The 18,437-nt window shown below is 61.3% G+C and carries 15 protein-coding genes; 8 read left to right on the plus strand and 7 right to left on the minus strand.

From position 1 onward, the window contains the following. Window positions 1-109: 109 nt before the first annotated feature. Window positions 110-991, plus strand: coding sequence for a DMT family transporter (locus tag BOP93_RS18945; RefSeq protein ID WP_104504184.1), 882 nt, complete (start codon window positions 110-112; stop codon window positions 989-991). A 2-nt stretch (window positions 992-993) separates the two neighbouring features. Here BOP93_RS18945 and BOP93_RS18950 read toward each other — a convergent pair whose 3' ends face one another. Continuing rightward, window positions 994-1,281, minus strand: a complete 288-nt coding sequence (locus BOP93_RS18950) for a SelT/SelW/SelH family protein (RefSeq protein WP_104504186.1) — start codon at window positions 1,279-1,281, stop codon at window positions 994-996. An 83-nt stretch (window positions 1,282-1,364) separates the two neighbouring features. Between BOP93_RS18950 and BOP93_RS18955 the strand changes: the two genes are divergently transcribed. Continuing rightward, a complete protein-coding gene (locus BOP93_RS18955) occupies window positions 1,365-3,554 on the plus strand; it encodes a patatin-like phospholipase family protein (RefSeq protein ID WP_104504188.1) in 2,190 nt (729 codons plus the stop codon). Between the two features lie 129 nt (window positions 3,555-3,683). On the opposite strand, the gene BOP93_RS18960 is transcribed toward BOP93_RS18955, so the two are convergent. Both BOP93_RS18960 and recQ read right to left on the minus strand, forming a co-directional pair. Then, on the minus strand, window positions 3,684-4,118 hold the full coding sequence (locus tag BOP93_RS18960) for a MarR family transcriptional regulator (RefSeq protein ID WP_104504190.1): 435 nt from the start codon (window positions 4,116-4,118) through the stop codon (window positions 3,684-3,686). Between the two features lie 121 nt (window positions 4,119-4,239). Continuing rightward, window positions 4,240-6,366: a DNA helicase RecQ gene (recQ, locus tag BOP93_RS18965; protein ID WP_104504192.1), complete on the minus strand. Its 2,127-nt coding sequence runs from the start codon at window positions 6,364-6,366 to the stop codon at window positions 4,240-4,242. Between the two features lie 277 nt (window positions 6,367-6,643). Between recQ and BOP93_RS18970 the strand changes: the two genes are divergently transcribed. From BOP93_RS18970 to BOP93_RS18980, 3 genes are all read left to right on the plus strand, one after another. Beyond that, on the plus strand, window positions 6,644-7,231 hold the full coding sequence (locus BOP93_RS18970; RefSeq protein ID WP_057721316.1) for a YecA family protein: 588 nt from the start codon (window positions 6,644-6,646) through the stop codon (window positions 7,229-7,231). Between the two features lie 20 nt (window positions 7,232-7,251). Next, window positions 7,252-7,635, plus strand: a complete 384-nt coding sequence (locus BOP93_RS18975; protein WP_057721315.1) for a YbaN family protein — start codon at window positions 7,252-7,254, stop codon at window positions 7,633-7,635. A gap of 114 nt (window positions 7,636-7,749) precedes the next feature. Then, complete coding sequence (locus BOP93_RS18980; protein ID WP_104504194.1) at window positions 7,750-11,220, plus strand: hybrid sensor histidine kinase/response regulator; 3,471 nt, start codon at window positions 7,750-7,752, stop codon at window positions 11,218-11,220. A gap of 127 nt (window positions 11,221-11,347) precedes the next feature. On the opposite strand, the gene rmuC is transcribed toward BOP93_RS18980, so the two are convergent. Together rmuC and BOP93_RS18990 are read right to left on the minus strand one after the other, a co-directional pair. After that, window positions 11,348-12,712, minus strand: coding sequence for a DNA recombination protein RmuC (rmuC, locus tag BOP93_RS18985; protein ID WP_205885824.1), 1,365 nt, complete (start codon window positions 12,710-12,712; stop codon window positions 11,348-11,350). A gap of 175 nt (window positions 12,713-12,887) precedes the next feature. Further along, entirely contained in the window at window positions 12,888-13,211 is a 324-nt protein-coding gene (locus BOP93_RS18990) for a hypothetical protein (RefSeq protein ID WP_104504198.1), read from the minus strand. Window positions 13,212-13,665: 454 nt separating this feature from the next. Here BOP93_RS18990 and BOP93_RS18995 point away from each other — a divergent pair, with 454 nt between their 5' ends. The 3 genes from BOP93_RS18995 to BOP93_RS19010 all read left to right on the plus strand — a co-directional run bounded on the left by BOP93_RS18995 (window position 13,666) and on the right by BOP93_RS19010 (window position 16,408). Continuing rightward, a complete protein-coding gene (locus BOP93_RS18995; protein WP_104504200.1) occupies window positions 13,666-13,971 on the plus strand; it encodes a hypothetical protein in 306 nt (101 codons plus the stop codon). Window positions 13,972-14,413: 442 nt separating this feature from the next. Further along, the gene (locus BOP93_RS19005) at window positions 14,414-14,638 is read left to right on the plus strand and encodes a hypothetical protein (protein WP_010208698.1); all 225 of its coding nucleotides are present in this window, start codon (window positions 14,414-14,416) and stop codon (window positions 14,636-14,638) included. Between the two features lie 492 nt (window positions 14,639-15,130). Next, window positions 15,131-16,408 carry an OmpP1/FadL family transporter gene (locus tag BOP93_RS19010; protein ID WP_104504202.1) on the plus strand — a complete coding sequence of 426 codons (1,278 nt, stop codon included), beginning with the start codon at window positions 15,131-15,133 and terminating at the stop codon, window positions 16,406-16,408. A 69-nt stretch (window positions 16,409-16,477) separates the two neighbouring features. On the opposite strand, the gene BOP93_RS19015 is transcribed toward BOP93_RS19010, so the two are convergent. Continuing rightward, window positions 16,478-17,029 carry a glutathione peroxidase gene (locus tag BOP93_RS19015; protein WP_104504204.1) on the minus strand — a complete coding sequence of 184 codons (552 nt, stop codon included), beginning with the start codon at window positions 17,027-17,029 and terminating at the stop codon, window positions 16,478-16,480. A gap of 150 nt (window positions 17,030-17,179) precedes the next feature. Then, window positions 17,180-18,388, minus strand: a complete 1,209-nt coding sequence (locus BOP93_RS19020; protein ID WP_104504206.1) for an MFS transporter — start codon at window positions 18,386-18,388, stop codon at window positions 17,180-17,182. Between the last annotated feature and the right edge of the window lie 49 nt (window positions 18,389-18,437).

Below are 18,437 nucleotides of genomic sequence, written 5' to 3' on the forward strand. Positions count from 1 at the left end.
GCCCTGGCGGTGAATAGCCCATGACAGCGGCGCGTCAGTCTGATGACAGCGCATTGCCCGGCAGGCGTTGTAGACTGCGCCCCTGTTACCCCTTGGTTCAAGGATCGCAATGACTCCCCGCTCAGCCCTCGGCGCCCTGCATATCGGCGCATTGATGTTCGGCCTTACCGGCGTGTTCGGCAAACTGGCGGCCGCCTCGCCGGCCATCATCGTATTCGGGCGTGCCGCGTTTGCGGTGATTGCCCTGGCGGTGTTCGCGCGCTTTGCCAGCAATGCGCCGTGGAAACAACTGCAGATGCGCGACTGGCGCCGCCTGCTGGTCAGCGGCGTGCTGCTTGCCGCGCACTGGGTGACCTTCTTCATCGCCGTCAAGGTCGCCGGGGTGGCGGTGGCGACCCTGGGGTTTGCTGCCTTCCCGGCGTTTACGGTGGTGCTTGAAGGGCTGATCTTCCGCGAGCGGATTCGCGCCAATGAAATGGTGCTGGTAGCGCTGGTCAGCATCGGCCTGGTGCTGGTGACCCCGGACTTCAACCTGGCCAGCGAAGCCACGGGCGGCTTGCTCTGGGGCATCGCATCAGGGCTGCTGTTCGCCTTGTTGTCATTGAACAACCGCGCCAGCTCCGGACGCATTCCAGCGGTACAGGCCGCGCTGTGCCAGAACGTGGTGGTCGCGGTCTGCCTGTTGCCCGTGGCGGCGCCGGGGCTGGCGGATGTGCGCGCCCTGGACTGGCTGTGGATCGGCCTGCTCGGGGTGTTCTGTACGGGCCTTGCCCACAGCCTGTTCGTCGCCAGCCTGGCCGTGATCAAGGCGCGCACCGCCTCGGTGGTGTTTGCCATGGAACCGGTCTATGGCATCACGGTGGCCTGGCTGCTGTTTGCCGAAACGCCCACCCTGCGCATGCTGCTGGGTGGCGCGTTGATCATCGTCGCCATAGTGCTGTCCGGCCTGATGGGCAGCGCGAGCCAGGGCAGGCAGCCGCAGGCGACCTGACGTCACTGCGTGCGGTCGTTATGCCCCAGGTCGCGCTGCGGGTCGATCTGATCGCGCACACGCTGCTTGAGCACCTTGGCTTCCGGAAAACCGCCATCGGCCTTGCGCTCCCAGATCTGTACAGCGTCGCAGGTGATACGAAACGCGCCGCCGGTTGACGGCTCCAGCGACACCCTGCCCAGGTCCTCGGCAAACGTACTCAACAATTCCTGGGCCAGCCACGCGGCACGCAGCAGCCACTGACACTGGGTGCAATAGGTGATCACTATCTCGGGTCTGCTGGCGGACATAACGTGAAAGGCTCCTGGGTGACGGCTTGGGCGGATCGAGTGGCTATAATACCGGCCTTTATCGCCCAGCCTCGAGATTGATGATGCGCCGCCTGTTGTCCTGCCTGTTCCTGTGCCTGCTTCCCCTTCTCGCCGACGCCGTTGAAAGCCCGCGCCCGAAAATCGGCCTGGTGCTGTCCGGCGGCGCCGCCCGTGGCCTGGCGCATATCGGCGTGCTCAAGGCGCTGGAAGAACAAGGCATCCAGGTCGATGCGATTGCCGGCACCAGCATGGGCGCGGTGATTGGCGGGTTGTACGCCTCGGGCTACAAGATCGACGAGCTGGAAAAGCTCGCCCTCGGTATCGACTGGCAACAGGCCTTGTCCGACGCACCGCCCCGGGAAGACGTGCCGTTCAGGCGCAAACAGGATGACCGCGATTTCCTGGTCAAGCAGAAACTCAGCTTCCGCGACGACGGCAGCCTCGGCCTGCCACTGGGCGTGATCCAGGGCCAGAACCTGGCGCTGCTGCTGGAAAGCATGTTCGCCCACAGCAGCAACACACGTAACTTCGACAAGCTGCCGATTCCGTTCCGCGCCGTGGCCACCGACATCACCACAGGCGAAAAAGTCGTGTTCAGCAAGGGCCACCTGCCCCAGGTGATACGCGCCAGCATGTCGATCCCCGCGGTATTCGCTCCGGTTGAGCTGGACGGGCGCCTGCTGGTCGACGGCGGCATGACCGACAACATCCCCCTGGACGTGGCGCGGGAAATGGGCGTGGACATCGCCATCGTGGTGGACATCGGCACGCCGTTGCGCTCACGCAAGCAATTGGCGACCGTGGTCGATGTGCTCAACCAGTCGATCACTCTGATGACCCGGCGTAATTCCGAGGAACAACTCAAGGCCTTGCACCCCAGGGACGTGTTGATCCAACCGCCCCTGGCGGCCTACGGAGTGACCGATTTCGGACGCGCCAAAGACATGATCGACGCCGGCTACCGCGCCACTCGCGCCCTTGACCTGCGCCTGGCGCACCTGCGCCCCGCCGAGCCTGTCGACCCGCAACTGACCGCCGCCCGCACGCCGGGCGAGCGCACCCCGATCATTACCGCAATCGACGTGGAAAACGACTCCAAGGTCAGCGACGACGTGATCCGCTACTACATTCGCCAAGGATTGGGCGAACCGCTCAACCTTGGCCGCCTGCAATCGGACATGGGCACGCTGTACGGCCTGGATTACTTCGAGCAGGTGCAATACCGCGTGGTGAAAAAGGGTAAGGACAATACCCTGGTCATCAGCGCGCGCGGCAAGCGCAGCGGCACCGACTACCTGCGTCTGGGGCTGAACCTGTCGGATGACATGCGCGGCGACAGCGCCTTCAACCTCGGCGCCAGTTACCGGGTGAACGGGATCAACCACCTCGGCGCCGAATGGCTGACGCGGGTGCAGATCGGCGACCGGCAGGAGCTGTACAGCGAGTTTTACCAACCAATGGACACCGGCTCGCGCTACTTCATCGCGCCCTATATCCGGGCTCAGGCGCAGAACGTCGAGCTGACCCTGGACAACGACCCCATCTCCGAATACCGGCTGGAGCGCTACGGTTTCGGCCTGAACGTCGGGCGGCAGATCGGCAACAGCGGCGAGATCCGCTTCGGCGTGGGAGAAGCCTGGGGCAAGGCGGACGTGCGCATCGGCGACCGCGACCTGCCGAGCGTGAGCTTCAGCGAAGGTTTCTATGAGTTGAAATACTCGTTCGATTCTTTCGATAACGTCTACTTTCCGCACACCGGCGAAGACATCGGCCTGGCCTTCCGTGAGTTCGCGCCCGGACTGGGTTCGGACCAGCGCTACCGCCAATGGGAGTTCAAGCTGGACAAAGCCATGAGCCACGGCCCCGACACCCTGATCCTCGGTGGCCGCTACGGACGCACCCTGGATGATTCGGATGTGGTGGTGTCCAGCTTCCTGCTGGGCGGCGCGCGACAATTGTCAGGCTTTCGCCAGGACGCGATCTCGGCCCAGAACATCAGCCTGATGCGCGCGGTGTACTACCGCCGCCTGACGCCACGCTCGTACCTGCCGCTGGATTTTCCGCTGTACCTCGGCGCCTCGGTGGAACGCGGCCGGGCATGGAACAATGACAACGAATTCGACAGCGGCTATATCAACGCGGCGAGCATTTTCCTCGGCTTTGATACGCCCCTGGGGCCGTTGAATTTCAGCTATGGGTTCAATGATGACAACCAGAAGGCGGTGTACCTGAACCTCGGGCAGACTTTCTGACACAGCGCAGAGTAAATGTGGGAGGGGGCTTGCTCCCGATGGCGGTGGGTCAGTCAAAAATGCTCTAACTGAACCACCGCCATCGGGAGCAAGCCCCCTCCCACCTTTTGATCTTCAATGGACTTGGAATCAGGACTTTTCCAGATTCGCCAGGATGTGCCCATGGACACGCATGCATACGCGCAGATCCGCTTCGTCCACCCCAACGAAGAGTTCATGACGCAGTTGCGTGGCGATGGTCTCGATCTGGTCGATCAACGGGCGGGCGGTGTCACACAGCAGGATACGTTTGGCGCGGCGGTCTTCCACGACCGCCTGGCGTTGCACCAGGCCCTGGCCTTCCAGGCTGTCGAGCAGACGCGCGAGGGTCGGCCCCTCCACGCCGACGCTTTGTGCCAGCTCACGCTGGGTAGGTGCTTCGGTAAAGCGGGCCAGGTGCAGCAGCACCAGCCACCGCGCCTGGGACAAGCCCAGCCCCGCCAAACGGCGGTCCAGCTCGGCGCGCCAACCTCGGGACATTTGCGCCAACTGCATGCCAAAACGGTGTTGATCGGTTAACGGCATAAAAAACTCATGATTTAGACTGAAAATAAAGTGTGGCTAATTATTAGTCAGCTAAGCATGAGCCATGCCAGGAGGCAAGGCCCGGTATGTACTGATTCGTTACATTGTCGTAATCGCCACACTAAATTTCGAATTCCGACTGCAAAGCGGCACGTACGCAGTACAAAACACCCTCGGGAACCCGTCCGGCAAACAGCGGCGCGATCTCCGCGACAGGTGGCAATTCGCCCTCCCCGTCGAGAAAGGCATCCTGGATTTCGCCAAGCAAATCCTCCGGCAAATCAAGGGCCTGCTCCAGGGACAATTGCTGCTTGCCGATGGCTTCGGCCAGCAACGTATACACATTCTTTTCCGAGCATTGCAGTTGGCCGGCGATCTGGATCGGGGTCATGCCGGCGCGGGCCAGGCTGATCAGTTCGTGGCGGATATCGGCGATTTCCTTCGGTGCTTCGGCCTGGCCGCCGAGCACCTCGAGGAAGGCCTGGCCATAACGCTCCAGCTTGCGTGCGCCCACGCCGCTGACCCTGGCCATTTCGGCCATGCTGGTGGGCTGCTCGCGCAGCATCTCGAGCAAGGTCGAGTCGGGGAAGATGACGTAGGGCGGCACGCTGTGCTCCTGCGCCAGCTTGCGCCGCAGGGTCCGCAAGGCCTCCCACTGTTCGCGCTCCTCGCCACGCACCAGTTGGCTGGCCTGGCTGGTGCTGGTCTTGGCGGCGGTCTGCGGTTTGAGGTCGCGGCGCAGCTCCAGGCTGACTTCGCCCTTGAGCAAGGGCCGGCAGCTGTCGTTCAGGCGCAGACCGCCGTAGCCTTCGATATCGATGTCGACCAGCCCGCGCGCCACCATCTGGCGGAACAGCGAACGCCATTCGCCTTCGGCACGCGCTTTGCCGACGCCGTAGACCGAGAGTTTCTCGTGGCCGAAGCTGCGGACTTTTTCGTTGTCCTTGCCCAGCAATACATCCACCAGGTGACCGACGCCATAGCGCTGGCCGGTGCGGTAGATCGTCGACAACGCCTGGCGCGCCGGCTCGGTGGCGTCCCAGGTCTGCACGCCATCGATGCAGTTATCGCAGTGGCCGCACGGTTGCGGCATGTCTTCATCGAAATACGCCAGCAGCGTCTGGCGGCGGCAGCGGGTCTCTTCACACAGCGAGAGCATGGCGTCGAGTTTGTGCTGCTCCAGACGCTTGTGGCGCTCATCGCCTTCGGAGTTCTGCAGCATCTGCTTGAGCATCACCACATCCTGCAGGCCGTAGACCATCCAGGCATCCGCCGGCAGGCCGTCACGGCCGGCGCGGCCGGTTTCCTGGTAATAGGCCTCAAGAGACTTGGGCAGGTCCATGTGTGCCACGAAACGCACGTTGGATTTGTCGATCCCCATGCCGAACGCGATCGTCGCCACCATGATCAGGCCTTCCTCGTTGAGGAAGCGCTTCTGGTGCGCCGAGCGTGTTTCATTGGGCAAGCCGGCGTGATAAGGCAGCGCCGGGTAACCCTGTTCACAGAGGAACGCGGCGACTTCATCGACCTTCTTGCGTGACAGGCAATAGACGATACCCGCATCGCTGCGCCGCTCGGAGAGAAACGCGAGCAACTGCTTGCGCGGCTGCTCCTTGGGCACGATGCGGTAGAAAATATTCGGTCGGTCGAAGCTCGACAGGAAACGCTCGGCGCTCTGCAAATGCAGGCGCTCGACGATCTCTTCGCGGGTACGCTTGTCGGCGGTGGCGGTCAGGGCGATACGCGGCACATCGGGGAACAGCTCCGCCAGCTGACCGAGCTGCAGGTATTCGCGGCGAAAATCGTGGCCCCATTGCGACACACAGTGGGCTTCGTCGATGGCGAACAGGGCGATTTCCAGGCTCTGCAGGAACGCCAGCATGCGCGGCTGCACCAACCGCTCCGGCGCCAGGTAGAGCATCTTCACTTCGCCGCGCTTGATTCGCGCGGCCAGGTCGCGCTGCTGCTCGGCGCTGAGGGTGGAGTTCAAGGCAGCGGCGGCGACACCCAATTCTTCCAGGGTGGCGACCTGATCGTCCATCAACGCGATCAGCGGCGACACCACCACCGCCAGTCCATTGCGCAACAGCGCCGGCACCTGGAAGCACAACGATTTACCGCCACCGGTAGGCATCAGGACCAGCGCGTCACCGCCGCTGGCCACGCGCTCAATGATCGCACCCTGGCGGCCACGAAAACTGTCGTAGCCGAAGATGTCCTTGAGGACGCGTTGAGCCTGCTCGAGCATGTATAACTCCAAAAAATAGTCCCGAAACCCTCTGTACAGGCTGGCCGAAAAAATACGCCTTCACGGAAAATAATCCGTAAGCGAAGTTTTCGCGGACTGGCGCCTGGCCTGCACGGGCATCACAAAACGCGGCAGTATACCCGAGCGCCATCCGCCAAAGGACACCACTGACGAATTGCAGCCCGTCTCTAAAACCCGGCAAATCTGCATGGCGACTGGCTTGGGCGCGCAAGAACGCCTAGAATTCAGCATCGTTTATTCCCAAGGTAATTCTTCAATGTCCTTCGCTGAGCAACTAACCCGCCTGCAAGCCTTCCTCGACGCCGATGAGCTGCATGACGAGGCGCTGGACTATGTGGCCGCCCACGGCTACCTGACCGCGCTGTCGATCTGCTCCGAAGTCGTCCCCGACCGTGAGTGGATCGACGCGCTGTTCGCCGAAGAACCTCATTACGCCGACGACGCTCAGCGCGAAGAAATCGAAGCCACCCTGCTGGCGCTCAAGGCCCACATCAGTCGCCAGCTGGCTTCCGATGAAGAGTTCGAGCTGCCGTGCGAACTGGACCTGGGCGACGATCCGGACGACTCCGACCTGCGCGGCTGGTGCATCGGCTTCATGGAAGGCGTGTTCCTGCGCGAAGCCGCCTGGTTCGAAACCGCCGAGGAAGAAGTCAGCGAAATGCTGCTGCCGATCATGGTCGGTTCGGGGTTGTTTGAAGAAGAAGCCGAGTTTTCCGATATCGCCGCCGACGCCAACCTGATGGACGACATGATCGTGCAGATCCCGGAAGCCCTCACCGCGCTGTACCTGCTGTGCAACGCGCCTGACGAAAAACCGGCGATCCTCAAGCCACGTCACCACTGAGTCGCTTGCCCGTGGACCCCATGGGCAAGCGCTCGCCGCTCCTGCGTTACGCGCTGCTGGCCGTTGGCTGGCTGAGCGTAGCGCTCGGGGTGATCGGCATTTTCCTGCCGGTACTGCCGACCACACCCTTTCTCCTGCTGGCCGCCGCCTGCTTCGCTCGAAGCTCTCCGCGTTTCTACCACTGGCTGGTGGAACACCCGCGCCTGGGCCCCTGGATCCGTGATTACCTGGACGGCAATGGCATCCCGCTCAAGGGCAAGGTCTACGCCATCGGGCTGATGTGGCTGAGCATCGCCGTGTCCTGCTACCTGGTGCCATTGCCGTGGGCACGCGGGTTCATGCTGACCAGCGCGGTGCTGGTGACGATTTACATCCTGCGCCAGAAAACCCTGCCGCCTCGATAAGCCGCGACATCACGTCGCGCTCAGACCTTGGTCGACACTGACTAACCCCAGGCATCATGCGAGACTGTCCGACCGGGCCCGCACCGCCCGGGTGTCCCTATGCTCGGAGTTACCATGACGCTGTCCAGCGGGCTGATCGCCGCCGTTGCCCTGGCCTATATGGCCATTATGTTTGCCATCGCCTTTTACGGTGACCGCCGCCATGCGCCGCTGCCACCGCGTATGCGAGCGTGGGTGTATAGCCTGTCGCTGGCCGTGTATTGCACCAGTTGGACGTTCTTCGGTGCCGTGGGCCAGGCGGCCGAACAGCTGTGGGCATTTTTGCCGATCTACCTGGGGCCGGTGCTGTTGCTGGTGCTGGCGCCCTGGGTGCTGCAGAAGATGATTCTGATCAGCAAGCAGGAAAACATCACGTCCATCGCCGACTTTATCGCCGCACGCTACGGCAAATCCCAGTCCCTGGCGGTGGTGGTGGCGTTGATCTGCCTGGTCGGCGTATTGCCCTATATCGCCCTGCAGCTCAAAGGCATCGTGCTCGGTGTGAACCTGTTGATCGGCGCCGGGCCCGATACCACCGGCACGCGGGCCCAGGATACTGCGTTGGTGGTGTCGCTGGTGCTGGCGCTGTTCACCATCGTGTTTGGTACGCGCAACCTCGACGCTACCGAACACCACCGGGGCATGGTACTGGCAATTGCCTTTGAAGCGCTGGTCAAGCTGTTCGCGTTTCTGGCGGTCGGTGCGTTTGTGACCTACGGGCTGTATGACGGTTTTGGCGACCTGTTCAGCCAGGCAATGCTTGCACCGCGCCTGGAGGAATACTGGAAAGAGACCATCAACTGGCCGTCGATGGTGGTGCAGACCGGCGTCGCGATGATGGCGATCATCTGCCTGCCCCGGCAATTTCATGTGACGGTGGTGGAGAATATCGACCCGCAGGACTTGCGCCTGGCCAAGTGGGTGTTCCCGGCTTATCTGATCCTTGCCGCGCTGTTCGTGATCCCCATCGCCCTCGGCGGCAAGATGCTGTTGCCCGGTTCGGTGCTGCCGGACTCCTACGTGATCAGCCTGCCGATGGCCGAAGCCCACCCGGCCCTCGCCGTACTGGCCTTTATCGGCGGCGCCTCGGCGGCCACCGGCATGGTGATCGTGGCCAGCATTGCCTTGTCGACCATGGTCTCCAACGACATGCTGCTGCCCTGGCTCTTGCGCCGCTCCAGCGCCGAACGGCCCTTCGAAGTGTTCCGCCACTGGATGCTGTCGGTGCGCCGGGTCAGCATCGTGATCATCCTGCTGCTGGCCTATGTGAGCTACCGACTGCTGGGTTCCACCGCGAGCCTGGCGACCATCGGCCAGATCGCGTTTGCCGCCGTGACCCAGCTGGCACCGGCGATGCTCGGTGCGCTGTACTGGAAACAAGCCAACCGACGCGGGGTATTTGCAGGTTTGGCGGCGGGTACGTTCCTGTGGTTCTACACCCTGGTCCTGCCGGTTACCGCGAAAAGCCTGGGCTGGTCGCTGAGCCTGTTCCCCGGCCTGACCTGGATGCACTCGCATCCGTTCGGCTTTTCCGTGACCTCGCTGACCTTGGGCACCGTGTTCTCCCTGGCGGGTAACTTCACGTTGTTTGTATGGGTGTCGATGCTGTCGCGCACGCGGGTCTCGGAGCATTGGCAGGCCGGGCGCTTTATCGGTCAGGAAATCAGCCAGCGCGCCAGCGCCCGTTCCATGTTGTCGGTACAGATCAGCGACCTGCTCAGCCTCTCGGCGCGCTTTGTCGGTGAAGAACGGGCCCAGCAGAGCTTTATCCGGTTTGCCTATCGCCAGGGCAAAGGCTTCAACCCCAACCAGAATGCCGACAACGACTGGATCGCCCACACCGAGCGTTTGCTGGCGGGCGTACTGGGTGCGTCCTCAACGCGCGCCGTGGTCAAAGCCGCCATTGAAGGGCGGGACATGCAACTGGAGGACGTGGTCCGGATCGCCGACGAAGCCTCCGAAGTGCTGCAATTCAACCGCGCCCTGCTGCAGGGTGCGATCGAAAACATTACCCAGGGCATCAGCGTGGTGGATCAGTCGCTCAAGCTGGTGGCCTGGAACCGGCGCTACCTGGAGCTGTTCAACTACCCCGACGGCCTGATCAGCGTTGGCCGGCCGATTGCCGACATCATCCGCTACAACGCCGAGCGCGGCCTGTGCGGCCCCGGTGAGGCGCAGGTGCATGTGGCGCGACGCCTGCACTGGATGCGCCAGGGCCGTGCGCACACGTCCGAGCGGCTGTTTCCCAACGGTCGAGTGATCGAGCTGATCGGCAATCCGATGCCAGGCGGCGGTTTTGTCATGAGTTTCACCGACATTACCGCGTTCCGCGAAGCCGAACAGGCGCTGACCGAGGCCAATGAGGGTCTGGAACAGCGGGTGACCGAGCGCACCCATGAGCTGTCGCAGCTCAATGTCGCGCTGACCGAGGCCAAGGGCGTGGCCGAATCCGCCAGCCAGTCGAAGACCCGCTTTCTGGCAGCCGTCAGCCATGACCTGATGCAACCGCTGAACGCCGCACGCCTGTTCTCCGCTGCCCTGTCCCACCAGCACGAAGGCCTTTCCAGCGAGGCTCGGCAACTGGTGCAGCACCTGGACAGTTCGCTGCGCTCGGCTGAGGATCTGATCAGCGACTTGCTGGATATCTCACGCCTGGAGAACGGCAAGATCAATCCACAACGCCAGCCGTTCGTCCTTAACGAGTTGTTCGACACCCTGGGCGCCGAATTCAAGGCGCTGGCCCATGAGCAAGGCTTGCGCTTTCGTTTGCGCGGCAGTCGCCTGCGGGTGGACAGCGACATCAAGTTGCTGCGGCGGATCCTGCAGAATTTTCTGACCAACGCTTTTCGTTATGCTGACGGGCCGGTGCTGCTGGGCGTACGTCGCCGCCAGGGCCAACTGTGCCTGGAAGTCTGGGACCGTGGCCCTGGCATCCCGCCGGATAAACAGAAAGTGATTTTCGAAGAGTTCAAGCGCCTGGACAGTCACCAGACCCGCGCCGAAAAGGGCCTGGGCCTGGGCCTGGCGATCGCCGACGGCCTGTGCCGCGTGCTGGGCCATCGCCTGAGCGTACGCTCGTGGCCGGGCAAGGGCAGCGTGTTCAGTGTGCGCGTGCCGCTGGCGCGCAACCAAACCGCTGCACCGGTCAAGGCCGCGCAGGAAAATGGCCTGCCACTGAGCGGCGCGCAAATACTGTGCGTGGATAACGAAGAAAGCATCCTGATCGGCATGCGCAGCTTGCTGACCCGCTGGGGTTGCGAGGTGTGGACCGCTGCTGATCAGGCACAGTGCGCAGCCCTGTTGGCTGAAGGCATGCGCCCGCAAATCGCGTTGGTGGATTACCACCTGGACCACGGCGAGACCGGAACTGAATTGATGGGCTGGCTGCGCGCCCAATTGGCCGAGCCGATTCCGGGCGTGGTCATCAGTGCCGATGGCCGTGCGGAGATGGTGGCCAAAGTGCATGCGGCGGGACTGGATTACCTGGCCAAGCCGGTGAAACCGGCGGCGTTGCGGGCGCTGTTGAGTCGGCATTTGCCCCTTTAATTCAAGTGTACTCTGCACAAAATGTGGGAGGAGGCTTGCCCCCGATGGCGGTGCATCAGCCAATAGATCTGGCGACTGACACTGCGCAATCGGGGGCAAGCCCCCTCCCACATTTTTGGCCTGTGTTTTACTCAGGAAGATGCGCTACGCCGTCAGAATCGGTCATCGCCCTTTCGAGCAGATCCGCCGGCAGGCTCTTGCTCGCTCGGGCGCCGAGCAATCTTAGCTGCTCGGTACGGCTGACCAGATTTCCACGTCCGTCTGTCAGCTTGTTGCGCGCCGCGCTGTAGGCTTTATCCAACTGCTGCAGGCGATTACCCACTTCGTCCAGATCCTGGATGAACAGTACGAACTTGTCATAGAGCCAACCGGCGCGCTCGGCGATTTCCCGCGCGTTCTGGCTCTGGCGCTCCTGCTTCCACAGGCTGTCGATCACCCGCAGGGTGGCCAGCAAGGTGGTCGGGCTGACAATCACGATATGACGATCAAAGGCTTCCTGGAACAGGTTCGGCTCGGCTTGCAGCGCTGCGGAAAACGCCGCTTCGATCGGCACGAACAACAGCACGAAATCCAGGCTGTGCAAGCCTTCCAGGCGTTTGTAATCCTTGCCGGCCAAGCCCTTGACGTGATTGCGCAAGGACAGCACATGCTGTTTCAACGCCGCCTGGCCAATCACCTCGTCATCCGCTGCGACGTACTGCTGGTAGGCGGTCAGGCTGACCTTGGAGTCCACCACCACCTGCTTGTCGCCCGGCAACATGATCAGCACGTCCGGCTGGAAGCGTTCGCCATCCGGGCCTTTGAGGCTGACCTGGGTCTGGTACTCGCGACCTTTTTCCAGGCCCGCATGCTCCAACACTCGCTCGAGGATCAGTTCACCCCAGTTACCCTGGGTTTTCTGGCCTTTAAGGGCGCGGGTCAGGTTGGTGGCTTCGTCCGACAGGCGCAGGTTCAATTGCTGCAGGCGCTCAAGCTCCTTGGCCAGGGAAAAACGCTCGCGGGCTTCGTTCTGGTAGCTTTCTTCAACGCGCTTCTCGAAGGACTGGATGCGCTCCTTGAGCGGGTCGAGTAACTGCCCGAGCCGCTCCTGGCTGGTTTCGGCAAAGCGCTGTTCGCGCTCATCGAAAATCTTCCCGGCGAGTTCGGCGAACTGCGCGCGCAACTCATCCCGGGAGCCTTGCAGGTCGGCGAGGCGTTGTTGATGGCTGTCCTGCTGTTCCCGCAGCTCGGCGCGCAAGGCCGCGGCCAGGGCGTCAAGGCGGCGCAGTTCGGTTTCCTTGGCGCTGCGGTCGATATTCCAGGCGTGGGCGGCGTCGCGGGCGTTATCGCGGTCGATCTGCAACAGCTCGACTTCGCGGCGTACCGCAGCCAGGTCGGCCTGCTTGGCCGCGTTGGCCTGGCTCAGATCGCTGATCTCGTCGCGGCTGGCGTCCAACTGCGCGGCAAGCCCTTCCTGGGCCAGTTGCGCGGTGGCCAGGCGCTCTTGCAGCAACTCCCAGCCGACGGTGCGCGCGGTCAGCCGCCGTTGAATCTGCCAGCACCACGCCAATAAAGGCAGCGCTGCGCCGGCAAACCCGAGGGCGACACTGGTCCAGTCAAACACCATAGCCATTTCTGCCATTACCCAAAAAGAGCAAGGTTAACCAAGCAAGGCACGGGAGGACAGCTCAGTCTTCGCCCTGGCCCAATTCGCGCTGGGCGCGACGGTCGCCGGCACGGGCCGCCGACCGCAGCAGATCCTGACCGATACGCCGGTCGCGGGCATTTCCGCATTCACGGCACATTAATTGGCCCAGGCGGCTCTGCGCGGCCACCACGCCTTCGCGGGCAGGCTGCTTGAGCAGACGGCCAGCCAAGTGCTTGATGTTGGTGCTCTGCCCCAGGCGCGGGCTGTCGAGCAGCCACAAGGCGACTGTCAAAGAGAAGCGCTTGCGCGCGGTAACAGTTTGAGGAGTGTCGGTAACAGAAGGTGATACTGAGCGAAACTTCATAAAGCACTGTGGGACAGAACGGAAGGCGCGCCACTCTACTCTTTTTTTCGTACAGGTAAAGCTCAAAAATGCCTGCACGCCCGTTCTAGAGCAAGCGCTTGGGACAATCCACAGAAGCTGTGGATAACTCAGTGGACAACCCGGCTTTAACTCGCGCAAAGGCCCATGGAACGGGGGCCGCAGTCAAACTGACGATTTTTTCACCAATAAAAAAAAGCGAGATTTTTCATTGACTTAAATTTTGATTACAGGCAAATGGACAGGCTTCAGGGCGGTGACCAATGAAGTTACACGCGCTGCGACTAATGTGCACAACTACCCCGTCAAAGGTCATATTGCCGGCTTTTTTGATCCGACACCTTCGGAAAATGTTACCGCCAGCAAGCCTGGGGACTTTTCAAAGCGATCGCGGCTCGCCACACTTCCCCACCGACAACGCAACCGTGCAGGGCCGATGAAAGGAATTCTGTTATTCGCCGCGTTGCTGCTGGCCATCTGCGCGACGGCACTGGGCATCAATGCGCTGCTACCGTCTCCGGACGGCGCGCTGTTTGCCATCGCTATCCTGGTATCCGCCGCGCTGACCGCGATAAGTCTGTGCATTGAACTGGGAGAAGGGAGGATCGACGACATGCGCGATGTCATGCGGGTCATCGAGACCGGCCAGTCCTTGAGGCTGACTCTCGCCGCCTACGGGCTTGGTTGTACCTTGGCCGCGTCCATTACCGTGCTGGTCTGGCGCGGGCTGCTGGGGGGCTGATCGGTTTTTTTTATCCGACCACTTCCCTTCCTTGTTTCGATCCGTTACTATCCGCGGCGTTAGTACCAAGCTGAAAGTCAATTCTGGTCGAACATATCCCTTGAACCACATGGGATCGACCACCTCGATGGTTTCCAGGTATCACTTGCGACGACACGGCCTTTGAACAAGCAAAGGGTGTCGCGAAGTCTCCATACTCTGACCGAACCAACCTGCAAATTGATCAGGATCTTCACCCCGGGCCCAGAACCTTTGCCCCTGTTGTGTTGCCTGCCCTCCTAAGTACCTACCTGCCAGCCCAAGCGCGCCTTATTCAATAGCGCTTCAAACTGGCTGCTTTGTTCCAGTCGGGTTCTTCGTTTGATCAATGGTGATCAACGTCACTGGAACGTTTTAATACGGCACGGTTCTTATCTGTGTCATTTGTAGGAACACCCATAATATGAACGCTCAAATCCATACTCAGGATGCCATCCGCACCCTCACCAACGCTTTTGCCCCAATGAATTGCCTGATCATGGCCGCTCGCAAAGGCTGCTTCAGCTTCACCCTGGTCAACGAACACGGCATCGCTCGTCACAGCGAACGCCTGTACCCCGATCAATACTCCAGCGCAGAACCGCTGCAGGCCGTGATCGAGCGTACCCGCCAGGCATTGATTGCCTGATCGACCCGAGTCGCTGAAACACAAAAAAACCCTGTCTGAAAAACAGGGTTTTTTATTGCCTGGAATTTAGCCAGGCAGTTTTTTACTAATCACAAATAGATATAACCGTTATAACTGGATAAAGAAGATGTTTTAAAAACAGCCCTTTACAGGATAAATTTGACACTACACTTCAACTCAAGCGGCATGATCCGCTTGCGACGGGCCTGAGATCCGATCCACCGCTGCCAAGCCCGCCTTCTCGGGCCCGTCATTCATTAGAAATATTTCGCCCTCAAAGCCAATTGCGAGATTTCTCCCAGGCCTGGCAAACCTGTGTCTCGCCCATGAAACAGGTGACCTGCTGACCGGGCAATTTGCAAGATTCGTCAAAAAAGCACAAATCTGGTCGGATTGTCCTACAAAGCCGCTCTATCTCCCGCATTACAGCCTATAGCGCGATGTGAAATTTATTGATACTTTCCGCAGCGGTGATCACACGGAGTTCTAATAATGAAAAAAGTAATGCTCAAGACCACACTTAGCCTCGCCGTTGCCATGGCCTCCTCCCAACTGTTCGCCAGCGGCTTCGCCCTGAACGAACAGAGCGTCAGCGGGATGGGTACCGGTTTCGCGGGTCGCTCTTCTTCTGCCGATGATGCAAGCACGGTCTATGGCAACCCTGCCGGTATGGCTCGCCTGAACGGCCAGCAGATCACCGGCGGTGTCGCAGCCATCGATGCCTCCACCGACCTGAGCGATACCAGCGGTCGCTCCGCCGGTAGCAACAAAGGCGATATGGTGCCATTCACCGCCGTCCCTTTCGGTTTCTACACCAATAAACTCAACGATCAGTGGTCTGTGGGTTTCGGCGTCTATGCGCCGTTCGGCCTGATAACTGACTACGAAAGCGGCTTCCAGGGCCGTGGCTTCGGCAGCAAAAGCGAAGTGAAAGTCATGACCTTGCAACCGACGGTCAGCTACGCCTTCAACGATCGCGTTTCCGTGGGTTTTGGCCCGACCATCAACCGCATTGCCGGTACCCTGGAATCGGACCTGACGCTGAACCCTCGCGCCCCCGACACCAACATCAAGATCAAGGGTGACGACACCGCGCTGGGCTTCAACATCGGCGTGCTGGTACAAGCCACCGATACCACCCGCGTCGGCCTGACCTACCACTCCAAGGTCAGCTACAAGCTGGACGGCCACACCGAAGTCACCGCACCGACCGCGACGTCGCCGTTCCTGCGCAGCAATCGCTACGACGCCTCGCTGAAGATCGACACGCCTGAGTCCTACGACCTGTCGGTGACCCAGGACCTGACCGATGCGTGGAAACTCTACGCCGGTGCAACCTGGACCCGCTGGAGCCGCCTGAAAGACATCACCGTCAAGAACGAAGGCGTGACTGCCGCAGCGGGTGGCGCGCTGGCCCCCGGCCTGGTCAGCACCATCAAGGAAGACCAGAACTGGCACGACACCTGGGCTTATGCCGTGGGTACTTCGTATCAGTTGACCAAGCAGGTGGTATTGCGTACCGGCCTGACGTTCGACCAGTCGCCGACTAACAACACTGACCGCTCGCCGCGCATTCCTACCGGCGACCGCACCATCTTCAGTCTGGGCCTGGGCTACGAGGTCATGCCGAACATGACCATCGACGTGGCTTACTCTTACCTGAAGGAAGAGGACGTCAAGGTTGCACGCTCCAACCAACTGGCCAGCTACAACGCCAAGTATGAGAACAGTGCCAACGGTTTCGGCCTGGGCATGACCTACCGCTTCTGATTCATGGCGGTATAAAAAAGCCCCGCTCTCCTGCAAAGGAGGCGGGGCTTTTCAATGGACGATCCTGTATCAGGGCCTGGAAGCTATCGCCTGCTCCACCGCCTTGATCAGCTCGGGACTGTCAGGCTTGGTCAGGCTGGAAAAGTTGGCGATCACCTTGCCTTGGCGATCCACCACGTATTTGTAGAAATTCCACTTCGGCGGCGTGTCGGTCTGCTGCGCCAGGCTCTTGAACAGGTGCACCGCGTCCGGCCCCTTGACCTTCTGCGGCTCGGTCATGGTGAAGGTCACGCCGTAATTGACGTAGCAGACCTTGGCGGTTTCCTCACCGGTCTTGGCCTCCTGCTTGAAGTCGTCGGAAGGCACGCCAATCACCTCCAGCCCTTCGCCCTTATAACGCTGATACAAGGCTTCGAGGCCTTTGAATTGAGGAGCGAAGCCGCAGAAGCTCGCCGTATTGACGATCACCAAAGGCTTGCCTGCAAAACGCTGGCACAGGTCAATGGATTCCTTGGCCCGCAGCTTGGGCAATTGGCCCTCCAGCAGCGGCGGGCAGTTGGCGGCCAGGGCCACACTTGCGGCAGCCATCAGGACGGGTAGAGCGAGCCAGCGCATCAACATATCAAAGGTCCTTGATTCGGTTCAGACACAGAACTTAACAGATCGCCATGCCCAACTGCATCAACGCCAGGCCGCCTTGCTGCCAGCCCCACCAGGCCAGCAGCAGCAACCCCAGCGTCGTCGCCAGGATCAAGCAGCGCAGTGCTGCACTCATGCCGCCTCCAGTTGCGCCTGCACACGCGCCACCGGTCGTTCACGCACCGGCCAGTTCAACGCCGCCGCGAGCAGGCTGAGCGCAATCGCCACTTGCCAGATCAGGTCATAGCTACCGGTTCGATCATAGACCACCCCGCCCAGCCAGCCACCGAGGAACGAGCCGAGCTGATGGAACAGGAACACAATCCCGCCCAACATCGAAAGGTTTCGCACGCCGAACAAGGTGGCAACGGTGCCGTTGGTCAGCGGTACGGTGGAGAGCCAGAGGAACCCCATGGCCATGCCAAACAGGTAAGCCGTGACCTCGGTGACAGGCGCCCACAGGAACAGCACGATCACCACCGCACGCAACAGGTACAGGCCGGTGAGCAAGCGCGGCTTGGACATGCGCCCACCCAGCCAGCCGGCGGTGTAGGTGCCGAACACATTGAACAGGCCAATCAGGGCCAGCACCGTGGTGCCCACCGTGGCCGGCAGATGCTGGTCCACCAGGTACGCCGGCAGATGCACACCGATAAACACCACCTGGAATCCGCAAACGAAAAAGCCGAAGGCCAGCAGCCAGAACCCGGAATGGGAGCACGCCTCCTTCAACGCTTCGCGCAGGGTTTGTTGACCGACCGTCACCGGTAGCGGTTTGTCCTTGAGCATGGCCACCAGCGGCAGGATCAACGCCACCATCAAGCCCAGTGCCAGCAGCGCCGCCGACCAGCCCAGCCAACCAATCAAGCCGAGGGTGCCAGGCACCATGGCGAACTGGCCAAAGGAGCCGGCGGCGCTGGCGATGCCCATGGCCATGCTGCGTTTCTCCGGTGCGACGGCGCGGCCAACCACGCCGAGAATCACTGAAAACGAAGTGCCGGACAGGCCGATGCCAATCAGCAACCCGGCACTCAGGGACAATGACCACGCCGAATCCGACATGCCCATCAACACCAGGCCCACGGCGTACAACACGCCGCCGACAAACACCGCCTTGGTCGCGCCGAAGCGGTCGGCCAAGGCCCCGGTGAACGGCTGTGCCAGGCCCCAGATCAGGTTCTGCAAGGCAATGGCAAAAGCGAACGTCTCACGCCCCCAGCCGAATTCGCTGCTCATCGGCGCCAGGAACAGCCCAAAGCCATGCCGCACGCCCAACGACAACGCCAGGATCAGCGCACTCCCCAAAAGAACCCAGCCACTGGTGCGCCACATCGAGGTCATTTCTTATTCTCCATCGCGGGTATATACCCGCTTGTAGCCGAACAAACCG

It is taken from the genome of Pseudomonas orientalis (genome assembly GCF_002934065.1).
Classification (GTDB): Bacteria; Pseudomonadota; Gammaproteobacteria; order Pseudomonadales; family Pseudomonadaceae; genus Aquipseudomonas; species Aquipseudomonas orientalis_A.